The organism is Massilia agilis (assembly GCF_024756255.1).
Taxonomy (GTDB): domain Bacteria; phylum Pseudomonadota; class Gammaproteobacteria; order Burkholderiales; family Burkholderiaceae_D; genus Telluria; species Telluria agilis.
In genome coordinates this window covers 36,809-60,084 of record NZ_JANUHB010000002.1, presented here as the reverse complement: position 1 = coordinate 60,084, position 23,276 = coordinate 36,809, and the positions used below count along the sequence as shown (strand labels likewise).

At 65.8% G+C, this 23,276-nt stretch carries 16 protein-coding genes; 5 read left to right on the top strand and 11 right to left on the bottom strand.

Translation table 11 applies throughout. From position 1 onward, the window contains the following. Positions 1 to 384: 384 nt before the first annotated feature. Entirely contained in the window at positions 385 to 1,440 is a 1,056-nt protein-coding gene (gene mnmH / locus NX774_RS07170) for a tRNA 2-selenouridine(34) synthase MnmH (protein ID WP_258821502.1), read from the bottom strand. Then, complete coding sequence (locus tag NX774_RS07165) at positions 1,437 to 2,063, bottom strand: arylesterase (protein WP_258821501.1); 627 nt, start codon at positions 2,061 to 2,063, stop codon at positions 1,437 to 1,439. The genes mnmH and NX774_RS07165 overlap by 4 nt, the downstream gene beginning before the upstream one ends. Between NX774_RS07165 and NX774_RS07160 the strand changes: the two genes are divergently transcribed. After that, complete coding sequence (locus NX774_RS07160; protein ID WP_258821500.1) at positions 2,062 to 2,778, top strand: ABC transporter ATP-binding protein; 717 nt, start codon at positions 2,062 to 2,064, stop codon at positions 2,776 to 2,778. The genes NX774_RS07165 and NX774_RS07160 overlap by 2 nt on opposite strands. Here NX774_RS07160 and NX774_RS07155 read toward each other — a convergent pair. Then, positions 2,775 to 4,289 carry an NAD(P)H-hydrate dehydratase gene (locus NX774_RS07155; protein ID WP_258821499.1) on the bottom strand — a complete coding sequence of 505 codons (1,515 nt, stop codon included), beginning with the start codon at positions 4,287 to 4,289 and terminating at the stop codon, positions 2,775 to 2,777. The genes NX774_RS07160 and NX774_RS07155 overlap by 4 nt on opposite strands. A 105-nt stretch (positions 4,290 to 4,394) precedes the next feature. On the opposite strand from NX774_RS07155, the gene NX774_RS07150 reads away from it, so the two are divergent. Then, on the top strand, positions 4,395 to 7,994 hold the full coding sequence (locus NX774_RS07150) for a hydantoinase B/oxoprolinase family protein (protein ID WP_258821498.1): 3,600 nt from the start codon (positions 4,395 to 4,397) through the stop codon (positions 7,992 to 7,994). Positions 7,995 to 8,173: 179 nt separating this feature from the next. Here the strand turns inward: NX774_RS07150 and NX774_RS07145 are convergent, their stop codons facing one another. Further along, complete coding sequence (locus NX774_RS07145; RefSeq protein ID WP_258821497.1) at positions 8,174 to 9,796, bottom strand: tetratricopeptide repeat protein; 1,623 nt, start codon at positions 9,794 to 9,796, stop codon at positions 8,174 to 8,176. A 187-nt stretch (positions 9,797 to 9,983) separates the two neighbouring features. Between NX774_RS07145 and purL the strand changes: the two genes are divergently transcribed. From purL to NX774_RS07130, 3 genes are all read left to right on the top strand, one after another. Beyond that, positions 9,984 to 14,006 (top strand): phosphoribosylformylglycinamidine synthase, encoded by a 4,023-nt coding sequence (gene purL / locus NX774_RS07140; RefSeq protein ID WP_258821496.1) that lies wholly within the window; start codon positions 9,984 to 9,986, stop codon positions 14,004 to 14,006. Between the two features lie 195 nt (positions 14,007 to 14,201). After that, a complete protein-coding gene (locus NX774_RS07135) occupies positions 14,202 to 15,323 on the top strand; it encodes a hypothetical protein (protein ID WP_258821495.1) in 1,122 nt (373 codons plus the stop codon). 268 nt (positions 15,324 to 15,591) lie between these two features. After that, positions 15,592 to 16,446, top strand: a complete 855-nt coding sequence (locus NX774_RS07130; protein ID WP_258821494.1) for a hypothetical protein — start codon at positions 15,592 to 15,594, stop codon at positions 16,444 to 16,446. Between the two features lie 74 nt (positions 16,447 to 16,520). On the opposite strand, the gene NX774_RS07125 is transcribed toward NX774_RS07130, so the two are convergent. From NX774_RS07125 to NX774_RS07095, 7 genes are all read right to left on the bottom strand, one after another. Then, entirely contained in the window at positions 16,521 to 18,368 is a 1,848-nt protein-coding gene (locus NX774_RS07125; RefSeq protein WP_258821493.1) for a glycosyl hydrolase family 18 protein, read from the bottom strand. Between the two features lie 285 nt (positions 18,369 to 18,653). Beyond that, positions 18,654 to 19,430: a peptidylprolyl isomerase gene (locus tag NX774_RS07120; RefSeq protein ID WP_258821492.1), complete on the bottom strand. Its 777-nt coding sequence runs from the start codon at positions 19,428 to 19,430 to the stop codon at positions 18,654 to 18,656. 81 nt (positions 19,431 to 19,511) lie between these two features. Continuing rightward, on the bottom strand, positions 19,512 to 20,291 hold the full coding sequence (locus NX774_RS07115) for a peptidylprolyl isomerase (RefSeq protein WP_258821491.1): 780 nt from the start codon (positions 20,289 to 20,291) through the stop codon (positions 19,512 to 19,514). Between the two features lie 106 nt (positions 20,292 to 20,397). Further along, on the bottom strand, positions 20,398 to 20,676 hold the full coding sequence (locus NX774_RS07110; RefSeq protein WP_258821490.1) for a BolA family protein: 279 nt from the start codon (positions 20,674 to 20,676) through the stop codon (positions 20,398 to 20,400). Further along, on the bottom strand, positions 20,673 to 21,302 hold the full coding sequence (locus tag NX774_RS07105; RefSeq protein ID WP_258821489.1) for a septation protein A: 630 nt from the start codon (positions 21,300 to 21,302) through the stop codon (positions 20,673 to 20,675). Before NX774_RS07105 ends, NX774_RS07110 begins: the two co-directional genes overlap by 4 nt. 19 nt (positions 21,303 to 21,321) lie before the next feature. Beyond that, on the bottom strand, positions 21,322 to 21,717 hold the full coding sequence (msrB, locus tag NX774_RS07100) for a peptide-methionine (R)-S-oxide reductase MsrB (protein ID WP_258821488.1): 396 nt from the start codon (positions 21,715 to 21,717) through the stop codon (positions 21,322 to 21,324). A gap of 15 nt (positions 21,718 to 21,732) precedes the next feature. Then, positions 21,733 to 23,217, bottom strand: coding sequence for a protein adenylyltransferase SelO (locus NX774_RS07095; protein WP_441294962.1), 1,485 nt, complete (start codon positions 23,215 to 23,217; stop codon positions 21,733 to 21,735). Positions 23,218 to 23,276 lie beyond the last annotated feature (59 nt).

Below are 23,276 nucleotides of genomic sequence, written 5' to 3'. Positions count from 1 at the left end.
CGGCTGCGTGCCGGGCTTTTTTCTGGCCGTCGTTCCCGCGCAGGCGGGAACCCATGGACAGCCTGCCTTCAGGCTCGGTATGGCTTCCCGCCTGCGCGGGAATGACGGTTTGGGGACTGTGGGCTGACGTCAGTCTTCGCGCACATGAACAAAAGTCACGTCGTCCCGGCGAGAGCCGGGACCCATGCTGAGTACGCGCTGTCGGCAACCTCAGCATGGATTCCGGCCTTCGCCGGAATGACGGTTTGGGGGCTATAGGCCACCGTCAGCCTGGACGCGTGGGCGGGTCTCCCGCCCACGCGTCCAGCGAACGCATGGTCTGCCACAGAGCGGCCGGGATTCGAACGCGTGGGCGGCACAGCCGCTCACGCTACCTGGCTCGCCTCAGGACTGGTGCAGCCGGCGCGCCGCCTGCACGAAGTCCGCGTGGCTGATATCGGACATCTCCAGCACCTGCGCCTGGGGGAACTGCACGAAGTTGCGGTCGATCGAGCGCAGGTACGCCGGATCGTAGTGGTCCACCAGCAGCTGGTCCACCAGCTCGGCCATGCGACCGGTATTGGCCATCTCGTGCCACGCGTCGATCTTGGCGCGGCCATGCAGCTGCACCAGGTGATCAAGCTGCGCGTTGAGCAGCGCGGGATCCTTCATGAAGTGGTCGTAGTCCTCGATCAGCAGGCGCACCCGGTTCGGCCGCGACAGCATCAACGAGACACACGGCGAGGCGCGCATCATCTGCATGACCGCGTCCGGCACGCGCAGGTTGCCGACCTTTTTGCTCTCCGATTCCACGAACACGGGCTTGTCCAGGTCGAAGCCACGCAGCTTGTCCCAGATGAGGCTTTCAAAGCGCTTCTGCGACGGCTGCGGCTCGTCGGGCAGGTTGCCCAGCACCGAGCCGCGGTGCGCCGCCAGACGCTCCAGGTCCAGCACCTGCGCGCCGATGCCGTCGAGCGTTTCCAGCAGCCGGCTCTTGCCGCTGCCCGTGGTGCCGCACACGACACGAAACTGCACCTGCGGCGGATTGTCGAGCGAGGCTGCCACGTATGCGCGGTAGGCCTTGTAGCCGCCATCGAGCTGGATCACCGGCCAGCCGATCTTGGCCAGGATGTGCGCCATCGACCCGCTGCGGTTCCCGCCGCGCCAGCAGTACACCAGCGGCTTCCAGTCGCGTGGCTTGTCGCGCCACAGGGTTTCGATATGGTGCGCGATATTGCGGGCGACCAGCGGCGCGCCGATCTTCTTCGCTTCGAAGGCGTTCACCTGTTTGTAGGTGGTGCCGACCAGGATGCGCTCCTCGTCGTTGAGGACCGGGCAGTTGATGGCGCCAGGGATGTGGTCAAGCGCGAACTCGGATTCGCTGCGCGCGTCGATGATGGTGTCGAACTGTTCCAGCTGGGGCAGGACGTCTTCGAAGCTCAGTACGGCTGGATATTTCATTCTGATTTGATGAGGGCGGCAAACTTCGGCCAGATGTTATTGAGGATGGTCGGGTGTGCGGTTGCGAGCGGATGCAGCCGGTCCTGCTGGAACAGCGCGGGCTTGTCGGCCACGCCATCGAGCATGAACGGCACCAGCGCCGATTTGGTGTCGATTGAAACCTGCTTGTACATACCGGAAAAGCGCTCGGTGTATGCGCGGCCGTAGTTGGGCGGCATGCGCATTCCCACCAGCAGCACCTTGGCGTGGTCCCGCTTGGCCATGGCGACCATGCTGCGCAGGTTGTCCTCGGCCGCGGCCACCGGCAGGCCGCGCAGGCCGTCGTTGGCGCCAAGCTCGATCACCACCACTTGCGGATGGTACTGCGACAAAAGCGCCGGCAAGCGGGTGCGCCCGCCGCTGGTGGTCTCGCCGCTGATGCTCGCGTTGACGACCTTGGCGTCGATCTTTTCGGCCTTGAGCTTTTGCTCCATCAGCGCGACCCAGCCGGTGCCGCGCGCAAGGCCATATTCGGCCGACAGGCTGTCGCCCACCACCAGCACCGTTTTTGGTGCAGAATAGGCGCTCGCGGCGGACACCAGCAGGAGAGCGCCGACGGCAAATTTCTTGAGACTGGCAAGCATGCGTGATATTCCCGAGGCTTCAAAAACTGATGTGTCCGCGCAGGGCGGGCGGCCGCCGGCCATCGAGGTGGCCGGCCTGTCCAAGCGGGTGGCGGACGCCAGCGGCGAACTCACCATCCTGCACAACATCGATTTTACCGTGCAACCGGCCGAGACGCTCGCCTTGGTCGGGGCCTCGGGCTCGGGCAAGTCCACGCTGCTGGGCCTCCTGGCGGGCCTGGACACGCCAACCACCGGCAAGGTCATCCTAGACGGCACCGACATCTTCGCGCTCGATGAGGACGGCCGGGCCGCGTTCCGCAAGGCCAAGCTGGGTTTCGTGTTCCAGTCGTTCCAGCTGCTCGGGCACCTCACCGCGCTGGAAAACGTGATGCTGCCACTCGAACTGCGCGGCGACGACGGCGCGCGCGACAAGGCTGCCGCCATGCTCGAGCGCGTTGGCCTTTCGAGCCGGCTGAAGCACTATCCCAAGTACCTGTCCGGGGGCGAGCAGCAGCGGGTGGCGCTGGCGCGCGCCTTCGTCACCGAGCCGCCGCTGCTGTTCGCGGACGAGCCGACCGGCAGCCTCGATGCCGCCACCGGCGAAGCCGTCATCCAGCTGATGTTCGAGCTGAACCGCGAGCGTGGTTCGACGCTGGTGCTGGTCACGCACGACGCCTCGATCGCGGCCCGCTGCGGGCGCACCCTCACCATCGCCGCGGGCAGGCTCGTCTAGCGAGCCGTCGCCTCGCGCACCAGCCGGTTCAGGATCGTGCGGATCGCGCCGGGCAGTTCGCCCGCCGTCAGGCCGATCGGGCCGATGCCTTGCTCCACCAGCGCGTCCGCCGCGGCGCCATGCATCCACACCGCGCCCAGCGCCGCGGTGTAGGCGCTCCACCCCTGGGTCAGCAGCGCACCGCACACACCACTGAGCACGTCGCCGGTACCGGCGGTCGCCAGGCCCGGATTGCCGGTGGTGTTGATCGCTACGCCGTTGGCCTCGTTCTCCGCAATCACCGTCCCCGAACCCTTGAGCACGACGGTCGCGTCGAAGCGCCCCGCCAGCTCGCGCGCCGCCTCGATGCGGTCGGCCTGCACCACCGCCGAGGTCACGCCGAGCAGGCGCGCGGCTTCAAGCGGGTGCGGCGTGAGCACGGTCGGGGCCTTGCGCTGGGCCAGCTTGCCCTGCAGGTCGGCGTCGCCCGCCAGCTGGTTCAATGCGTCCGCGTCGAGCACCAGCGGGCTGTCGCTGTCGATCAGCTTAAAGAGCAGGCGGCTTGCCGCCGGGGCGTCGCCCATGCCCGGACCGGCAACCACGGTGCGGCCGCTGAAGTCAAAGCTCACGGCGTCGCGGAACATGAGCTCGGGGTGCACGCTGTCGTAGGCCAGGCCTGGATCGAGCGCGGCCACGAACACGCGGCCCGCACCCGCCAGCAGGGCGCCGCGCGCGGCCAGCACCGGCGCGCCCGCCATCCCATGCGCGCCGCCGACGATCACCACGTCGCCAAAGCTGCCCTTGTGCGTGTTCTGCGGACGCCGCGCCAGCGCCAGGTCGGACGCGAACATGCCCACGGCATTGAGCCGGGCATTGGGCGCGACGAAATGGCGCCGCTCGATGCCAAGGTCGTCCACGCGCACGATGCCCGCATGGTCGCGGCCATCGCAGGTGTGCAGCCCCGGCTTGTCGCCGATGAAGGTGATGGTGTGCGTCGCCGACACCGCGACGCGGTCGTCGTTCATGCCGACCACGGCGCCGGTGTCCGCATCGAGCCCGCTGGGCACGTCGAGCGCGAGCACCGGGCAGCCGAAGGTGTCCAGCCGCAGCGCCAGCTCCGCATGGCGCCCCTGCAGCTGGCGCGCAAGGCCAATGCCGAACAGCCCGTCCACGACCAGGCCGAGCTGCGCATGGTCCGGCAGCGCGTCGATGAAGCGCGCGCCGCTGGCCTGCGCGCGTGCCAGTGCATGCGCCGTTTCCGCCGAGGGAGAAGCCGCGCCGGGAAGGTGCAGCACCAGCGCCTCGACGCCGGCCTCGCGCAGGTTGGCCGCCGTCTCCAGCGCGTCGCCACCGTTGTTGCCCGGGCCTGCCACCAGCAAGACCGGGAGGTTGCGGTGCTCGCCAAGCAGTTCCAGCGCAAAGCGCGCCGCGGCCTGGCCGGCACGCTGCATCAGCACGCCTTCGCCAAGCGCCGCGGCGGCGGCATGTTCGATGGCGCGGATCGATTCGACACTGTAGAGCAGGTTGTCCATGTGAGTGCAAAGAAGAGGTTATTCGCCGTTGAGGTGCATTTTCGCTAAAATCCGGAGCCCGCGCGACTAGAATATGCGCTTGGTTGACTTGGCTCGGAGAAAAACATGGACTGGCAGTTCTGGATCGATCGCGGCGGCACCTTTACCGACATCGTGGCGCGGCGCCCGGACGGCCAGTTGGTGACGCACAAGCTGCTCTCCGAGAACCCCGAGCAATACCGCGACGCGGCGGTGGCCGGCATCCGCCACCTGTTGGGCCTGGCGCCAGGTGCGGCGATCCCGGCCGGCCAGGTCGAGGCGGTCAAGATGGGCACCACCGTGGCCACCAACGCGCTCCTGGAACGCAAGGGCGAGCCGACCGCGCTGGCGATCACGCGCGGATTTCGCGACGCGCTGCGCATCGCCTACCAGAACCGGCCGCGCCTGTTCGACCGCCACATCGTGCTGCCGGAGCTGCTCTACCAGCAGGTCATCGAGATCGACGAGCGCATCGGCGCGCACGGCGACGTGGTCACGCCGATCGACGAGGCAGCCGCGCGCGCCGCGCTGCAGCAGGCCTACGACAGCGGCTTGCGTTCGCTCGCCATCGTCTTCATGCATGGCTACCGCTACACCGAGCACGAGGCGGCGGTTGCACGCATCGCACGCGAGATCGGCTTCACGCAGGTCTCGGTGTCGCACGAAGTGAGCCCCCTGATGAAGCTCGTCGCGCGCGGCGACACAACGGTGGTCGACGCCTACCTCTCGCCCATCTTGCGGCGCTACGTGGACCAGGTGGCGTCCGAGCTGCCGGGTGTGAACCTCCAGTTCATGCAGTCCAGCGGCGCGCTGACCGACGCGCGGGCGTTCCAGGGCAAGGACAGCATACTCTCCGGCCCGGCCGGCGGTATCGTCGGCATGGTGCGTGCCAGCCAGCTTGCGGGATTCGACAAGATCATCGGCTTTGACATGGGCGGCACCTCGACCGACGTGTCCCATTTTTCGGGCGAGTTCGAACGCCTGTTCGAGACGCAGGTGGCAGGCGTGCGCATGCGCGCGCCGATGATGAGCATTCACACCGTGGCTGCCGGCGGCGGCTCGATCCTGCACTTCGATGGCAGCCGCTACCGCGTCGGCCCCGACAGCGCCGGCGCCAACCCGGGCCCGGCCAGCTACCGGCGCGGCGGTCCGCTCACGGTCACCGACTGCAATGTCATGCTCGGCAAGATCCAGCCGCAGCACTTCCCGCGCCTGTTCGGGCCTAACGCCGACCAGCCGCTCGACGTGGACACGGTGCGCGAGCAGTTCGGGGCGATGGCGCGCCGCATTGGCGAAGCGACCGGCGCAACGCCGGCACCCGAGGAGGTGGCCGAAGGGTTCATCCAGATCGCGGTCGGGAACATGGCCAATGCGATCAAGCAGATTTCGGTGCAGCGCGGGCACGACGTGACCGAATACGCGCTCACCAGCTTTGGCGGCGCTGGCGGGCAGCATGCCTGCCTCGTCGCGGACGCGCTCGGCATGAAGACGGTGTTCGTCCACAGCCTGGCGGGCGTGCTGTCCGCGTACGGCATGGGCCTGGCCGACCAGGGCGCCATGCGCGAGCTGGCGATCGAGCGCCGCCTGCGCGAGGTGGGCGTGGATGCGCTCGGACAGCAGCTTGCCGAACTGGGTACAGCAGCGCGCAACGAGCTGGTGGCCCAGGGTGTGGCGCCCGAACGGATCGCACTCGTCCAGCGCGTGCACCTGCGCTACGAAGGAACGGATTCGGCGCTGCTCGTGCTGTTTGCGAGCGCGCCCGACATGCAGGCGCAGTTCGAGGCCGCCTACAAGCGCCGCTTCTCGTTCCTGATGCCGTCCAGGGAGCTGGTGGTCGAGGCGATCTCGGTCGAAGCACTCGGGCGCTCCGATGCGCCGCCCGAGGCGGAGCAACCGGCTGCGCAGCGCGCGGACCAACTCGCACCCAACGAGACGGTGCCCATGTTCGGCGGCGGCGAGTGGTGCCAGACTGGCATCTACCGGCGTGATGCGGTCGGGCCGGGCGACGTCATCAAGGGGCCGGCCATCATAGCGGAAAAGAACGCCACCACGGTGGTTGAAGCGGGCTGGCAGGCCCAGGTCACGCCGTACGACCACCTGGTGCTCACGCGCGTGGAAGCGCTGCCAGAGCGGCGCGCCATCGGCACCACGGCCGACCCGGTCATGCTCGAGATCTTCAACAACCTGTTCATGTCGATCGCCGAGCAGATGGGCCTGCGGCTGCAGAACACCGCGTACTCGGTGAACATCAAGGAGCGGCTGGACTTCAGCTGCGCGATCTTCGACGCGGACGGCAACCTGGTGGCCAATGCGCCGCACATGCCGGTGCACCTGGGCTCGATGGGCGAGAGCATCAAGACCGTCATGACAGCCAACGCCGGTAAGATGCGCCCGGGGGACGTCTACGTGCTCAACGACCCGTACCACGGCGGCACGCACCTGCCGGACGTGACCGTGATCTCGCCGGTATTCGACGAGGGCGGGCGCGAGATCCTGTTCTACGTCGGCTCGCGCGGCCATCATGCCGACATCGGCGGCACCACGCCGGGTTCGATGCCGCCGGACTCGGTGCACATCGAGGAAGAGGGCGTCCTGATCAACAACTTCAAGCTGGTCGACGGGGCCGACGGCGTGCTGCGCGAAGCCGGGGCGCGGGCGCTGCTGGCCGGCGCGCGCTACCCGGCCCGCAATCCGGACCAGAACCTGGCCGACCTGCGCGCCCAGGTGGCAGCCAACCAGAAGGGCGTGGAGGAACTGCGCAAGATCGTCGCGCACTTCGGGCTGGACGTGGTGCAGGCCTACATGGGCCACGTGCAGGACAATGCCGAGGAAGCGGTGCGCCGCGTGATCACGGCGCTCAAGGACGGCCACTTCGTGTACGACCTGGACAACGGGGCGCGGATCGAAGTGGCGATCCGCGTGGACCAGCAGGCGCGCAGCGCCGAGGTGGATTTCACCGGCACCTCGGGCCAGCTCCCCAACAACTTCAACGCACCTTCGGCGGTGTGCATGGCGGCGGTGCTGTACGTTTTCCGCACGCTGGTCGACGACGAGATTCCGCTTAACGCCGGCTGCCTCAAGCCGATCAAGGTGATCATCCCCGAGGGCTCGATGCTCAATCCGCGCTATCCGGCATCGGTGGTGTCGGGGAACGTGGAGACCTCGACCTGCATCACCAACGCGCTGTATGGCGCGCTGGGGGTGATGGCGGCGTCGCAGGGAACGATGAACAACTTCACGTTCGGGAACGCGCGTTACCAGTACTACGAGACCATCAGCGGCGGCTCGGGTGCGGGCGAGGGCTTTGACGGGACGGATGTGGTGCAGACGAACATGACCAATTCGCGCCTCACCGATCCGGAGATCCTGGAATTCCGCTTCCCGGTGCGGCTGGAGAGCTACGAGATCCGCCAGGGCTCGGGCGGGGCGGGGCGCTGGCATGGCGGCAACGGCGGGGTGCGCAAGGTGCGCTTCCTGGAGCCGATGACGGCGGCGATCCTGTCGAACAACCGCATCCACGCGCCGTTCGGTATGGCGGGTGGCAGCCCGGGTGCACGCGGCGCGAATACCGTCGTGCGCGCGGACGGGCGCGTGGAGCAGCTGGGACACATCGGCAAGACCGACATGGGGCCGGGGGATGTGTTCGTGATCGAGACGCCGGGTGGTGGGGGCTACGGCACGCCGTAATCAAGCCGTCGTCCGGGCGGGCTCGCCGTCGGCCTTGGAGGTACGGTGCTGCACGCTGTCCATGGGTCCCCGCCTGCGCGGGGACGACGTTGGAGAGGCTGGTATTCGTGTGGCACGAGCGGCTTCTGCCAGCTCAGCATGGGTCCCGGCTTTCGCCGGGACGACGGTGCGTTGGGGCCTCAGGTGGCGATACCGTACTTGCGGCGTGTCGCGTTGTATTCGTCCGTGATCGGCTGCAGCCGCGGGTGCTGCGGGTCGAGCTTGCGGATCTTTTCGATCTGTTCGTGGCACAGTTCGCCCAGCGGGTGGTCCCAGCCCAGTTCGTTCATCTGGCGCAGGATGCCGCCGGTGAGCGCGAGGATGACCTTGAGGTTGTCCGGCGCGATGTGGTAAGCCTCGAGCAGGCTTTGCACCGCGCCCCGCACGTCGCCCATGTTGCGCTTCTCGTCTGCCACCCCCAGCAGCACCTGCGCCTGTGCGCTGAGCTGCTCACCGATCCCGCGTGCCAGGTCGTGCCGCCCGGCGCGCTCGAACACGGCGACCGCCTGGTCGGTCGTGACCTCGCTGTTGACGTCGTTGACGACCGATAGCATGACGTCGGAAGCCTCTGCATCGAGCTTGTGGTCCAGGCAGGAGCGCACCAGCGCCATCTTCATCCCGGACGACAGGCCGCTGGCCGCCTTCAGCGCGTTGGACGCGGCCTTGAGCTCTGCCGCGGCCGCGGTTGGGTTGCCAGCTGCCTCGTGCAGCATCGCCGTGGCATAGGCCTTGCACGCGTCCAGGCCGGGGCTGCCGCGCAGCGAGCGCTCCAGGTCGCGCACCACGCCGGTGGCCTGCTGGCTGTCGCCTTTCTTCACCAGCGCCTTGACCAGGTTGACGTGGTCCTCAGGGTTGCGGAATTCGGAATAGCGCGCCTTGGTCACCACCTGCTTGAACGACTTCTCGGCCGCGGCCACGTCGCCCGCATCCAGCGCCACTTCGCCCAGCTTGCGCAGGCGCCGCACCATGTGTGGCGAAATCGCCACCGCGTTTTCCAGCACCTCCTTGGCGCGGGCGTGCTGGCCCTCGGCTTCGTGGCAGCGCGCCAGCAGGTCGTAGGCGCTCATCAGCTGCGGGTTGGCCTTGATGAGCTCTTCCAGCGCAGTGCGCGCCTCGTCCACGCGGCCCAGCGCGAACATGGCGCGGGCATGGCCCAGGTGCGCCCAGCCGAGCGGGCGGGTGTCGAGGATCTCGCGGTACACCTTCTCGGCTTCGTCGTATTGCTTCAGGCTGACCAGCATCTCGGCGCGCAGCCGCGCGAAATCGGTGGCGTAGCGCGGGTGCGCCGCCTCGGCCTTGACGCAGGAGCGTATCGCCTCGCGCAGGTTGCCCTGGCCGATCAGCTGGAACGTGGGCAGGAAGGCCATGCGCCGCTCGACCGCGCGGCCGATGCGCTGCACCAGCGTCTCCACCGTGAAGGGCTTGAGGATGTAGTCGGTCGGGGTCAGCTCGGCCGCGCTGACGACCTTGCTGTACACCGCTTCGGAGGTGAGCATGATGAAGATCGTGAGCAGGCCGATCAGCTTGTGGTGGCGCAGGTCTTCCAGCAGTTGCTGGCCGTCCTGGCCATCGGCCACGCCCAGGTCGTACTCGCACAGGATGATGTCGTACGACTTCTTCATCAGCTGCTTGATCGCGGTCCCGGAATTGACCGCGTACTCGACCTTGCTGATGCCAGCCTGGTTGAGCATGTTCTGCAGGCTGCTGCGCATACCCGGGTTCGGGTCCACCACCAGCACCGACAAATTGCTGTGTCCTTGCATCTCTCTCGTTGCCCTCTTGGCCGGTAACGCGGGGCGCGTCCGGCTTCTTGTCAGACGCTACAATACCCATTCCTTTGTTCGCGGGCAACTATTCGAGGGGCAGACAGGGTCGGGCAGGGGCGGGCGTTGTATAATAGTGGGCTTCATCCACACCCGCAGCACAGCTGCATCAACCGACTTCCAAGCCATGTTGATTCTGCCGGGTTCCAACGCCCTGTCCGCATTTCGTAGCCAACGCCTCCTCAGCCAACTGCAAGCCGTCGCCCCCGCGATCACGGCTGTAAGCGCCAGGTTCTACCACTTCATCGACGCGAGCAAAGCGCTTACCGCCGACGACACAGCGCGCCTGACCGCGATGCTGTCCTACGGCGAGCCGGCGGCAAGCGGCCAGCAGGACGGCGCGGTCGAGGAATTCTTCGTCATCCCACGCCTGGGCACCATCTCGCCCTGGGCGTCGAAGGCCACCGACATCGCGCACAACTGCGGCATGGCGCACATCCACCGCATCGAACGCGGGGTGGGCTACACGGTCTCGCTCAAGGCCGGCGTGCTGGGCATCGGCGGCGCCAAAAAACTGTCGGAGCAGGAGGCGCCCGCCGTCGCGGCCCTGCTGCACGACCGCATGACCGAGACGGTGCTGCGCAGCGCCTCCGACGCGGCCGGCCTGTTCAGCGAACTGGAAAGCCGCCCGCTCGAATCGATCGACGTGCTGGGCAAGGGCAAGGAAGCGCTGGTGGCCGCCAACGCGGAACTCGGCCTGGCCATGTCGGAAGACGAGATCGATTACCTGGAAGACGCCTTCACCAAGGCCAAGCGCAACCCGACCGACGTCGAGCTGATGATGTTCGCGCAGGCCAACAGCGAGCACTGCCGCCACAAGATCTTCAACGCCGACTGGATCATCGACGGCGTCAAGCAGGACAAGTCGCTGTTCCAGATGATCAAAAACACCCACCAGCTGCAGCCGAAGGGCACCGTGGTGGCCTACAGCGACAACTCCTCGATCATGGAAGGCGCAAGCGTCACGCGCTTCTACCCGCGCGGCGCCGGCCACGAATACGCGCCGTCCAGCGAGCTGACCCACACCCTGATGAAGGTGGAGACCCACAACCACCCGACCGCAATCTCCCCGTTCCCGGGCGCCTCGACCGGCGCCGGCGGCGAGATCCGCGACGAGGGCGCGACCGGCCGCGGCGCCAAGCCGAAGGCGGGCCTGACCGGCTTTACCGTGTCCAACCTGCTGATTCCCGGCGCCGAGCGCGTGTGGGAGAACGCGTCGGACGTGACCGCGCGCACCGGCGAGCGCACCGAAACCGTGTACGGCAAGCCGGAGCGCATCGCCTCGCCGCTGCAGATCATGATCGACGGCCCGCTCGGCGGCGCCGCCTTCTCGAACGAATTCGGCCGCCCGGTCCTGGGCGGTTACTTCCGTACTTACGAGCAGAACGTGGGCGCGGCCGGCGCGGTGTTCGGCTACCACAAGCCGATCATGATCGCGGGCGGCATCGGCAACATCTCGGCCGGGCACACCCACAAGAACGACATCCCGCCGGGCAGCCTGCTGATCCAGCTGGGCGGCCCCGGCATGCGCATCGGCATGGGCGGCAGCGCCGCGTCGTCGATGGCAACCGGCACCAACACCGCCGACCTGGACTTCGACTCGGTCCAGCGCGGCAACCCGGAAATGGAGCGCCGCGCGCAGGAAGTCATCAACGCCTGCTGGACGCTGGGCGCGGCCAACCCGATCATCTCGATCCACGACGTGGGCGCGGGCGGCCTGTCCAATGCCTTCCCTGAGGTGGTGAACGATTCCAAACGCGGTGCCACCTTCGACCTGCGCAAGATCCCGCTCGAAGAAAGCGGCATGGCGCCGAAGGAAATCTGGAGTAACGAATCGCAGGAGCGCTACGTGCTCGCGATCGCGCCGAGCGACCTGCAGGCGTTTGCGGACATCTGCGCGCGCGAGCGCTGCCCGTTTGCCGCCGTGGGCGTGGCCACCGAAGAGCGCCAGCTGCGCCTGATCGACCCGCTGCACGACAACGCGCCGGTGGACATGCCGATGGAAGTCCTGCTCGGCAAACCGCCGAAGATGCTGCGCACCGTGGAGCATGTGGCGCGCGCATTCCCGCCGGTGGACCTGACCGGCATCGAGCTGGAAGAAGCGGCGCGCCGTGTGCTGCTGCTGCCGACCGTGGGCGACAAGAGCTTCCTGATCACCATTGGCGACCGCACCGTGGGCGGCATGAGCGTGCGCGACCAGATGGTCGGCCCGTGGCAGGTGCCGGTGGCCGATTGCGCCGTGACCGCGATGAGCTTTGACGGCTACGTGGGCGAGGCGATGTCGATGGGCGAGCGCACCCCGCTGGCCGTGATCGACGCCGCCGCATCGGGCCGCATGGCGGTGGGCGAAGCGATCACCAACATCGCTTGCGCGCCGGTGGCGGACATCTCCGACATCAAGCTGTCGGCCAACTGGATGGCTGCTTGCGGCCAGCCGGGCCAGGACGCGGCGCTGTTCGACACCGTGAAGGCGGTGGGCATGGAGTTGTGCCCGGCGCTGGGCGTGTCGATCCCGGTCGGCAAGGATTCGCTGTCGATGCGCACCACCTGGCAGGACGAGGGCGAGGCGAAGGCAGTGGTCTCGCCGGTGTCGCTGATCGTGTCCGCGTTCGCGCCGGTGCCGGACGTGCGCCGTTCGCTCACGCCGCAGCTGCGCGCCGACCTTGGCGACACCGCCCTGATCCTGGTCGACCTTGGCCGCGGCAAGAACCGCCTCGGCGCCTCGGCGCTGGCACAGGTGACGCAGCAGCTGGGCGACGCGGCGCCCGACGTGGACTCGCCGGACGACCTGAAAGCCTTCTTTGCCGCCATCCAGCGCCTGAACAAGGAAGGCAAGCTGCTGGCCTACCACGACCGTTCCGACGGCGGCCTGTTCGCCACCCTGTGCGAGATGGCCTTTGCCGGCCGCACCGGCGTGTCCGTCAACCTCGACATCCTGACCATGGAAAGCGAGCACGCGGCCGACCAGGGCGACGCCAAGAACTGGGCGACGCAGGTGGGCGAGCGCCGCAACGACCTGACCCTGCGCGCGCTGTTTGCCGAAGAGCTGGGCGCCGTGATCCAGGTGCGCCATGGCGAGCGCAGCGAAGTGATGAACGTGCTGCGCGAGTTTGGCCTGGGCGCCTGCAGCCACATCATCGGCAAGCACAACGACCGCGGCGTGGTGGAATTCACGCGCGACGCGAAGGTCATCTACAACCAGCCGCGCCGCGAGCTGCACCGCCTGTGGAGCGAAACCAGCTGGCGCATCGCCAAACTGCGCGACAACCCGGCCTGCGCCGACCAGGAATACGACCGCCTGCTGGACGAAGAAGATCCGGGCATGGCGCCCAAGGTCACCTTCGACCTGCTGGACAATGTCGCCGCGCCGTTCCTCGCGACCGGCGTGCGCCCGCGCGTGGCGATCCTGCGCGAGCAGGGCGTGAACTCGCACGTTGAAACGGCATGGGTCATGCACCAGGCGGGCTTCACCGCCGTGGACGTGCACATGAGCGACCTGATCGCCGGCCGCGCCAGCCTCGACGACTTCCACGGCATCATTGCCGTGGGCGGCTTCTCGTATGGCGACGTGCTGGGCGCGGGCGAAGGCTGGGCCAAGACCATCCTGTTCAACACCCAGCTGGCCGACCAGTTCGCGAAGTTCTTCGCCCGCACCGATACCTTTGGTCTTGGCGTGTGCAACGGCTGCCAGATGATGAGTAACCTGAAGTCGATCATCCCGGGCGCGCACGCCTGGCCCAAGTTCACGCGCAACAAGTCGGAGCAGTTCGAGGCCCGTTTCGGCATGGTCGAAGTGCTCGATTCGCCGTCGATCTTCTTTGCCGGGATGGCCGGCACGCAGGCGCCGATCGCGATCGCGCACGGCGAAGGCTATGCGGACTTTTCGCAGACCGGCGACATCAACGCCGCCATCAAGGCGCTGCGCTATGTGGACAACCGCGGCCAGGCCACCGAGACCTATCCGTTCAACCCGAACGGTTCGCCGCAGGGGATCAGCTCGGTGACGACCCCGGATGGGCGCTTTACCGTGATGATGCCGCACGCCGAGCGCGTTTTCCGCACGGTGCAGCATTCGTGGGCGCCGGATTCCTGGGGCGAGGATGGCCCCTGGATGCGGATGTTCCGCAACGCCCGCAAGTGGGTTGGCTAAACCAGAAAGCGCTTCCTCGGAAGCGCTTTTTTTTTGCCGCATTGCATCGGACGAAGTCTACGAAAGTTGACGGGGCGCAAGTTCTCCAGGGACACACCATCTACTGTCTAGGACGGCGCGCCAACCCGCTCCAGCTTGCTAAGGCCGGACGCGGTGGCGCCATGTCCGTTTCGTCAATTTCACTGGAGAAGAGCAATGCGAATCACACCACGCGCCGTTCCCGCTTCACTGCTGACACTCACCCTTGCCGCGGCATCTGCCGCCCAGGCCAGTCCCGGGTATGTGTACACCGTGGTTCCGCTCGGCGCCGGCAATGGAAGCAATGGCCGCGCGATCAACGCGGCCGGCGCTGTCGCTGGAAGCCTGATACCCGGGGTAGGGAACCACGGATTTCTGTATTCCAACGGCGTACTGACCGACCTTGGGTCCCTGCCAGCGGAAAATGCCAGCATCGCCCTCGGCCTGAACAACAAAACCGAGGTGGTGGGCGCTTCCTATACGGAGCCGATCCCCACCACCCGGCACGCCTTTGTCTACAGCGGCGGCACCATGCGGGACATCGGCTCGCTGGCCGGCGGTGCAAGCACTGCGAACGGCATCAACGATGCGGGCGCGATTGTCGGCCAGTCGGTGCTGAACGACCAGTTCCCATTCGCGTTCCTGTACAAGGACGGGGCGATGCAAAACCTGGGCTGCCTTCCCGGCTCGGACAGGAGCAGCGCGCAGGGCATCAACAGCCGCAGCCAGGTCGTCGGCACGTCCGGCGTCGGTCCGGCGCAAGGGCCGAATGGCAACCAGGCGCATGCGGTCCTGTGGATGGACGGACTGATCACGGACCTGGGGACCTTGGGTGGGCTGAACAGCTATGGCACGGCGATCAACGATCGTGGCCAGGTCGCCGGCTACTCGTCGCTGGCTGGTGACGATGGCCCGGAGGCGGACTACCGGGGTTTTATCTGGTCGAAGGGCAAGATGCGTGAGTTGGGGACGCCACCGAACGGCAGGCAAGTCCAGCCGAATGGCATCAACAACCATGCCGACGTCGTTGGCATCTACCAAAAGGGTGGGGCACAGCGTGCCTTCTTGTACGGGGTGCGCGGCAGGATGCACGACCTGACGGCGCTGGTGGACCCGGCCGAGGGATGGGTCATCACTGCTGCCTACGGCATCAATGACGGGGGCCAGATCGCTGGAGAGGCGTGCAATGCGTCCATGTCCTTCTGCACGGCCGTGCGGCTCGATCCGCTGCAGCAGGGCCGGTGGGACGACACCATGGGGGGAATGGCGCAGAGCGAGCCCATGGACGAAGGCGAATGACGGGCCAGGGCGGCGCGTCATGGGTCGCACCGCCATATCAGCGACCGGGGCGCGAAAAAAACGCCCTCGGTCGTTGGACGGGACGGCAACTCGATTCAACTGCCGGTGCCGCACGACAGCCTCTTGCGTATGTAAAGCGGCAATGTTTTCCCTTTGAAATTCAACGACTTACACTGCTGAGTTCCCACAAAATTGGCTGATTGATCACGCTGCATCATGGCTGGGAGCGCCAGCACGTCGCCGTGCGCCCCCAATCAGGAGATTTGCCATGAGTTATCTTGCTGCGTTTTGTCGTTCCCCCATGCGGTTGGCGGTGGCCATGATGGCCATTGCCGCCATCCACGCGAGCCCGGCGCTCGCACAGACTGCCAAACCCGCTGTGACGTCGACCCTGGACGTGTGCGAAGACAGCGCCACCGGCAACTGGCGCTACAGCGGTGTGGTGTCAGTCCGGCCGCCGAGCACCACGCAGACAAGCTACAGCGTGGACTATGCGGTGCAAAACGGAAGCGACCGCACCGGCTATCAGGACGTCTACAAGGTCAATACGCTGAGCGGAACCGATGGCGCGATGAGCTCGGGCGATGTGCGGGTGATTCCCTTCAGCATCAATGCGGCGCCGCTGACGCTGGGCTCCCTGCGTAATGCGGTCCGCGTCCAGTTCTACGAACAGTCCACCGATCCGAAACTGGGCGCGCTGTTCACGGCAGAAAATGACGTGGTTGCCCCGGTCTGTGGCTGCGGTCCCAAAGGCTGCACGCGCACCCAGGGCTACTGGGGCAACAAGCCCGGCGTCGTCTGGCCGAACGGGTGGTATCGCGAGATGAACTTCTACTCCAGCGGCATGACCTGGCAGCAGATCCTGGACACGCCGCCGCGCGGCAACGCCTACATCATCCTGGCCGACCAGTTCATCACAGCGGTGCTCAACCGTAACGCCGGCGCCTCGGCTCCGCAGGGCGTGCAGGACGTGATGGCAGCAGCGCGCGACTGGTTCGCCAGCGGAACCACGCTGCAAACTTGCTCGCCCGGTACGTGCGAGCTGCAGAAGACCTGGGCCGCCACGCTGGACGTCTATAACAACGGCAACTACCCGGGTGGGCCGCCGCATTGCCCTGACTGACGGGTGAAAAAAAAGGCGCCTCAACCGAGGCGCCTTTGCGGTTCTGCGCGTGAGCATCACGCGCCGGACTTTGCTTAGCGGGTAGCGCAGTAGCCCACGTCGCTGTTGGTCGCGCCGGCGGCCAGGTCCTTGTTCCAGTCCGGGCCGGACAGGTGCATGGTGGTGCCGTTCATCGTGTACTTGCCGCTCCACAGGCTGGTGATCGTGCCCTGGATGTTCGGCACATCCACCGCCCAGCTGTACACCTTGCTGCTGGTGGTGTTGGTGACGGCGATGTTGGCGCAGTAGCCGCTGGTCCAGTCAGCCGTGATCTTCACCGTCGAGGTCAGCGCACCCGGCGGCGGGGGCGGCGGCGTTTCCACCGGCTTGGCCGGACGGGTCGCGCAGAAGCCCACCTTGGTCGACTGGCCAATGTGCAGGTTCTGGCTGTAGCTCGGGCCGCTGACCGACAGCTGGCCGTTCGACTGCGACCAGGTGCCGTTCCACAGCGAGGTCACGGTGTCGGCCAGGGTCTCGGTGTAGGTCCACGGGCCGGCGCTCGGGCCGGTGTTGGTCAGCACCATGTCGGCGCAATAGCCGGTGCCCCAATCCGAGGTGATGGTCTTCTGCGCGGTGATCACCGGCGGCGGCGGCGGGTCGAGCGGGTTCGGGTTCGGGCCCGGCTCGGTCGCGTTCGGGTCCAGGAACGCTTTCTTGGTTGCCGTCAGCAGCGGGTTGTTCACGCCATCGGTGGTGCCGTAGTTGACCAGCCAGATGATGGTGCCGGCAGCGCCTTCGCCCGGACGATTCGATAGCGCCCACGCGCCCTTGGCGGCGATGGTGGCCGGCTCCTCGTACGAGATGTAGCCGCTGGTGGTGTCGGTACGCGCAGCCGGCGTGTAGCCGCCCGGATAGGTGCGGTAGCTGGTCTGGGTCTCGTTCTCCCACACGTAGGTGCCGTTGTCCAGGTAGCCCAGCTTGTTAAGCAGGGTCCAGCTCCACACGGTGTCGGTGAACGAGAAGTCGCTCATCGGGTAGCCGTCGGTCGGCTGGCCCGGCTTGACGAACGGCGGTTTGTAGTTCAGGCCGTAGAAGCCGATGCCCATGCCCACCTTCGAGCGTGGCACGCCGGCGTCTTCCAGCATCTGGATCGTGCTGGCCACCGAGGTGGGGCGCGCCTTGCTGGTAGCGGTGGTGAGCGGCGCGAAGGTGCTGCTCTCCCAGCCGTAGTTGAACCACGTGCCGGTGTAGTTCATGATGTTGTACTGGTCCACCAGGGCAGCCAGGCGCTTGACGTGGTCCGAGACCTTTTCGTAGTTCGGGTTCAGCACGCCGCCCGGGAAGGTGATGATCACCGGCTTGTCCTGGTAGCGCGGGCGCGCGTTGGCCTCAAGGCGCAGGTCCTTGATCAACGCTTCGAGCAGGGCCTGGTTCTCGGTGTCCTTCGAGTCGATGCCTTCCCAGTCCACGTCGATGCCGTCGTAGTCATGCTTGACCATGTAGTCAACCAGGTTCTTGACGAAAGTGGCGCGTACGCCCGGCAGGCACGAAGCATGGAAGGCTGCGTTCTCGTTTTCGCCGCCCAGCATGATCAGCGCCTTGGTGCCGACCTGGTGGGCACGCATGACCAGGTAGTCCTCGACCGTCTTCTCCCAGGGAACGCCCGGGCCGTGGTCGATGTCGGTTTGCGAGTCGCCACCGCCCAGGATGACGTCGCCCGGGTTGCCCTGGCCGCCGCCGCCCGGACCGATGCGCCCGAAAACGAAGTGCGTCATGGCGGTCATGTCGACGTGTTCCGGCTTCTGGTACATCGTGCTGCCGGCGAACCAGCCACCGTAGTAGCCGGTCACCCATTTGCCGGTCTGGGCCTGGGCGGCCCAGGGCGCGGTGGCGGCGATCGACAACAGCGTCGCGGCCGCGAGGGATTTGAGTTTGAATTTCATGTGGTCAGCTCCTTTTGGTTATTGCCGTAAAGCAATAGTAAAGAAGCCGCAACGGGAAATCCGTCCGAAAATTGTAATTACACCACGGGTGGGGGATGTTCTAGGTCAAGATGCATACAAATAGACGCCAATTAGGACCCAGATCGTGCGGGCAGTGTGAAACGCATAACCTCTGCTCATCCCGCCATGAGCCCGCCGAATCAACCGGTGCGCGCGCTCCCGGCAGTAGTGACCAATAAAAAGGCGCCTCCAGGGAGGCGCCTTTTCAGGGAAGGGAAACCAGGATTACTGGATCTTGGCCTTCTTCATCAGGGTTTCGCGGAACTGGGCCAGCTGGCGCTGCTGCAGGGCCTCGGCGATCTGGCCTTTGACTTCTTCCATCGGCGGGATCTTGGCGGCGCGCACGTCTTCCAGCTTGATCACGTGCCAGCCAAACTGACTCTTGACCGGGGTTTCGGTGATGGCGCCTTTTTGCAGCGCTACCATGGCCTTGGAGAACTCAGGCACGTACGAAGCCGGGCTCGCCCAGTCCAGGTCGCCACCGTTGTTGGCGCTCGAATCCTTCGATTGCTTGGCCAGGTCGTCCCACTTGGCGCCGCCTTTCAGCTTGGCGATGATGTCCTTGGCCTGCTGCTCGCTGTCCACCAGGATGTGGCGGGCATGGTATTCCTTGTCGCCCACTTGCGACTTGTAGCGGTCGTACTCGGCCTTGATGTCGGCGTCCTTGACCGGGTTCTTCTTGACGTAGTCAGCCAGCATCGCGTTGATGATGATGCTCTGGCGGGCGTTGTCGATCGCAGCCTTCACGTCGGCGCGGTTGCCGACGCCTTGCTTGTCGGCTTCCTGGATCAGCACTTCGCGGCCGATCAGGTCCTTCTTGATCATCTCGCGCAGTTGCGGCGAATCGGTGGCCTTGCCCTGGGCGACCACCTGCTTGACCAGCTGGTCGACCCTGGCCGCGGGAATGGGCTTGCCGTTGACGGTCGCAACGTTCTGCGCGAACACGGGCGCGGCAACCATCGCGGTCATGGCTAACAACAGGCGGGCTGGCTTCAAAATCATTCTTCGGATCCTATAAAAACACGAGACGTGTCGCTGCTCGCGACGAACACCGGCGGCACCCGCCGCCGGCAACGCTACATCTTACTGCACCTTTGCTTTTTTGACCATTTCATCCTGGTAGGCGGCCAGCTTGCGCTGGGCCAGCTCTTCCTGGATTTGCGGCTTCACTTCCTGCAGCGACGGCAGCTTGGCGGCGCGTACGTCGTCCAGCTTGATCACGTGGAAACCGTTGGCGGTCTTGACCGGGGTTTCAGTGACCTGGCCTTTTTGCAGGTTCTTGAAGCCGTTGGCGAACTCAGGCGGGAAGGCTGCCGGGACGGCCCAATCCAGGTCGCCGCCGTTGTTGGCCGTGCCCTGGTCCTTGGACTGCTTGGCCAGATCCTCGAACTTGGCGCCGCCCTTGAGCTTGGCGATGATGTCCTTGGCTGCCTGCTCGCTGTCCACCAGGATGTGGCGCACATGGTATTCCTTGTCGCCGGTTTGCGCCTTGAACTTGTCGTACTCGGCCTGCACTTCGGCGTCGGTGACCGGGTGCTTGGTGATGTACTCGCGTGCCAGCGCGTTGATGACGATGGTCTGGCGGGCGTTGTCCAGCGCTGCCTTCACTTCCGGCTTCTTGTCGTAGCCTTCCTTCATCGCTTCCTGCATCAGCACTTCGCGCGCGATGACTTCTTTCTTGATCTGGTCGCGCAGTTGCGGGGTGTCTTGCGCCTGGCCCTGGGCCACGACCTGCTTGACGATGGCATCCACGCGCGACGACGGAATCGCCTTGCCGTTCACGACGGCGAGGTTCTGAGCGAAGGCGGGAGCTGCGGCAACGGCGATCAGGGCTAACAGCAAGCGAGCTGGCTTAAAAGTCATTATTGATTCCTGTTGAGGGGAGGTTAGCTTGGACGGGGTTAGATTACGTTTTTAACTTCGTGTTTCAATTCTGGACGAGATTTCTTAAACCTGACTGAATTCGCCCTTACGCCAGCTCTGACGGAGCCAGCGCGGTAATCGCCAGTGCGTGAATCTCGGTAGGCATCATATCGTGCACGGAATCATACACCAGTCGGTGGCGCATGACGAGTTTGAGCCCCTCGAAGCGGCTCGACACGATCTTGACGGTGTAATGGCCGCCGCCAGAGGCAGCGCCGGGGTGGCCGGCGTGCTTGGCCGAGTCGTCGCCCAGTTCCAAAACCGCGGGCGACAGCGCCGCCTGCAGGCGTGCGCGCATGCGGTCGATGCGGGTGTCGAGGTTCATGCATCCTCCTTGATGTGCTTCGACAGGAACAGCATCTGCACGAAGATGAAAACGAAGAAGATCGCGGTGAACCCGAACAGCTTGAAGCTCACCCACGCGCTGGTGTCGGCCTTGAACAGGACAAAGGCGACGAACAGGTTCAGCAAACCCATCGCGGCCAGGAAGGCCATCCACGCGTAGCCGACGCGGTCCCACACCGCGTCCGGCAGCTGGATGTTGGCCTCCATGACCTTGCGCATGAGGTTATTGCGAAAGCCGAACTGCGCCACCGACAGCGCCAGCGCGAAGGCCCAGTACAGGATGGTGGGCTTCCACTTGATGAAGGTCTCGTCATGGAAGTAGATGGTCGCCCCGCCCATGACGGCAATGACGCCGAGCGAGAGCCACAGCATGCCATCGACCTTGCGGCCGCGCACGAGCAGGTAGGCTATCTGCAGGACGGTGGCGAGGATGCCGACGGCAGTGGCCAGCAGGATCGGCGATTGCGCCGGCGTCACGTGGCCGCCGCTGATCAGGCCGCCGAGGTATTGCGCCACCAGCGCGTGCGCCGCCTCCTGGTGTCCCTCGCCCAGTTTGAAGACGAGGAAGAACAGGATGACGGGGAAAAGATCGAACAGGAATTTCATAACTGGTGCGGCGTCATTCTCAAGCAGGTTCGAAGCGCAGTGCGGCCGAATTGATGCAGTAGCGCAGGCCGGTCGGCGGCGGGCCGTCCTCGAAGACGTGGCCCAGGTGGGCATCGCACACCGCGCAAATGATTTCGGTGCGCAGCATACCATGGCTGCGGTCGACCTTTTCGATCACGTTGGCCGGATCGATGGCGCGGAAATAGCTTGGCCAGCCGCAGCCCGACTCGAACTTGGCGTCCGATTCGAATAATGGGGTATTGCAGCACACGCAGTAATAGATGCCGTGTTCATGGTGGTCCCAGTATTTGCCGGTGAAAGCGCGTTCGGTGGCGGCATGGCGCGTCACCTGGTATTGCATCGGGTCGAGCTGGGCGCGCCATTCGGCGTCGGTCTTGGTTACTTTGTCGGTCATGGTGGTTCCAGGGTGTCAGGAGGAGCAGCTCACTTCGAGGTGGCTGGCCCAGTCGGGCGGCAGCGCCGCGTAAGACTCGTTGTCGGGTTGTTCGTCAAAAGGCTGCTGCAGTACCGACAGCAGCTTTTCGACCTCGGAAAAATCCCCGTTCTGCGCGCGCTCGATCGCCACCTGCGCCAGGTAGTTGCGCAGCACGTACTTGGGATTGGTGCGCATCATCGCCTCGCGGCGCGCCGCGTCGTCGCTGTTTTCCGTGCGCAGCCGCTCACGGTACTTGTCGGCCCATGCATCGAAGGCGGCGCGGTCGATGAACAGGTCGCGCAGCGGCGCGTCGGTTTCCGGTGCCTGCAGTTGGAGCTTGCCCAGACGCCGGAAAAACAGCGTGAAATCGACGTGGTTGTCCTGCATGAGCTTGAACGTATCGTCGAGGAATTCGCGATCGCCTTCCCGGTTGCTCGCCAGCCCCAGCTTGGCATGCAGCAGTTCGTCGATCTTGCGTGCGAATTCCGGCTGGTACACGTCCAGCGCCTCCTGCGTGTCCTCGACCGTGCCCACCAGCGGCAGCAGGGCGTTGGCCAGCGCGTAGCAGTTCCAGTGGCCGATGGGCGGCTGGTTGGCGTACGAATAGCGGCCGTGCTGGTCGGTGTGGTTGCAGATGTGGTTCGGGTCGAACGCTTCCATGAAGCCGAACGGGCCGTAGTCCAGCGTCAGGCCGAGGATCGACATGTTGTCGCTGTTCATCACGCCATGCATGAAGCCGACTGCCTGCCACTGTGCGATCAGGCGTGCGGTGCGCAGCGTGACCTCCTTGAGCAGCGCCTTGTACGGATTCGGTTCGCCCGCCAGTTCCGGGTAGAACGCCTTGATCACGTAGTCCGCCAGCGTGCGCAACTCGTCGTGCTTGTCGCGGTAGTACCAGTGCTCGAAGGAACCGAAGCGCACGAAGGAGGGCGCCATGCGCGTCACCACCGCCGCGGTCTCGACCGATTCGCGCATCACTGGCTGGGGCGACCCGGTGACCATGAGCGCGCGCGTGGTTGGAATGCCGAGCGCGGCCATGGCTTCGGAGCACAGGAATTCGCGGATCGACGAGCGCAGCACGGCGCGCCCATCGCCCATGCGCGAATACGGGGTGAGGCCGGAACCCTTGAGCTGCAATTCCATCGGGCCGCCCGGCGTGGCAATGTCGCCCAGCAGGATCGCGCGGCCGTCGCCAAGCTGCCCGGCCCACACACCGAACTGGTGGCCCGAATACACGGCCGACAACGGCTGGGCGCGCGCAGGCACCCGGTTGCCGCTGAAAACGGCAACAAAGTCTTCGTTCGCGAGCTGCTGCGCATCCAGTCCCACCAGCGCTGCCGCCGGACCGCTGGCTGCCACGAAGTGCGGGTCGGGCAGGGGAGTGGGCATCAGGCGCGTGTAGAACGCGGGCGGCAATTGGGCGAACGAATTGTCGAGCGGAAGGTCGTCGGCGGTAATAGCGATTCCAGTACAGGTGATTGCAAACGTTTGATGTCAGGATTTTACCGTACGGGGCCGATTCTATTGGGCGGTGACCT

Bases quoted from the DNA above. Each gene is read 5' to 3' on its own strand.
- purL (WP_258821496.1), top strand. From the start codon at position 9,984: ATGTTGATTCTGCCGGGTTCCAACGCCCTGTCCGCATTTCGTAGCCAA.
- NX774_RS07130 (WP_258821494.1), top strand. From the start codon at position 15,592: ATGAGTTATCTTGCTGCGTTTTGTCGTTCCCCCATGCGGTTGGCGGTG.
- msrB (WP_258821488.1), bottom strand. From the start codon at position 21,717: ATGACCGACAAAGTAACCAAGACCGACGCCGAATGGCGCGCCCAGCTC.
- NX774_RS07125 (WP_258821493.1), bottom strand. From the start codon at position 18,368: ATGAAATTCAAACTCAAATCCCTCGCGGCCGCGACGCTGTTGTCGATC.
- NX774_RS07155 (WP_258821499.1), bottom strand. From the start codon at position 4,289: ATGGACAACCTGCTCTACAGTGTCGAATCGATCCGCGCCATCGAACAT.
- NX774_RS07115 (WP_258821491.1), bottom strand. From the start codon at position 20,291: ATGACTTTTAAGCCAGCTCGCTTGCTGTTAGCCCTGATCGCCGTTGCC.
- NX774_RS07135 (WP_258821495.1), top strand. From the start codon at position 14,202: ATGCGAATCACACCACGCGCCGTTCCCGCTTCACTGCTGACACTCACC.
- NX774_RS07165 (WP_258821501.1), bottom strand. From the start codon at position 2,063: ATGCTTGCCAGTCTCAAGAAATTTGCCGTCGGCGCTCTCCTGCTGGTG.
- NX774_RS07120 (WP_258821492.1), bottom strand. From the start codon at position 19,430: ATGATTTTGAAGCCAGCCCGCCTGTTGTTAGCCATGACCGCGATGGTT.
- mnmH (WP_258821502.1), bottom strand. From the start codon at position 1,440: ATGAAATATCCAGCCGTACTGAGCTTCGAAGACGTCCTGCCCCAGCTG.
- NX774_RS07110 (WP_258821490.1), bottom strand. From the start codon at position 20,676: ATGAACCTCGACACCCGCATCGACCGCATGCGCGCACGCCTGCAGGCG.
- NX774_RS07150 (WP_258821498.1), top strand. From the start codon at position 4,395: ATGGACTGGCAGTTCTGGATCGATCGCGGCGGCACCTTTACCGACATC.
- NX774_RS07145 (WP_258821497.1), bottom strand. From the start codon at position 9,796: ATGCAAGGACACAGCAATTTGTCGGTGCTGGTGGTGGACCCGAACCCG.
- NX774_RS07105 (WP_258821489.1), bottom strand. From the start codon at position 21,302: ATGAAATTCCTGTTCGATCTTTTCCCCGTCATCCTGTTCTTCCTCGTC.
- NX774_RS07160 (WP_258821500.1), top strand. From the start codon at position 2,062: ATGCGTGATATTCCCGAGGCTTCAAAAACTGATGTGTCCGCGCAGGGC.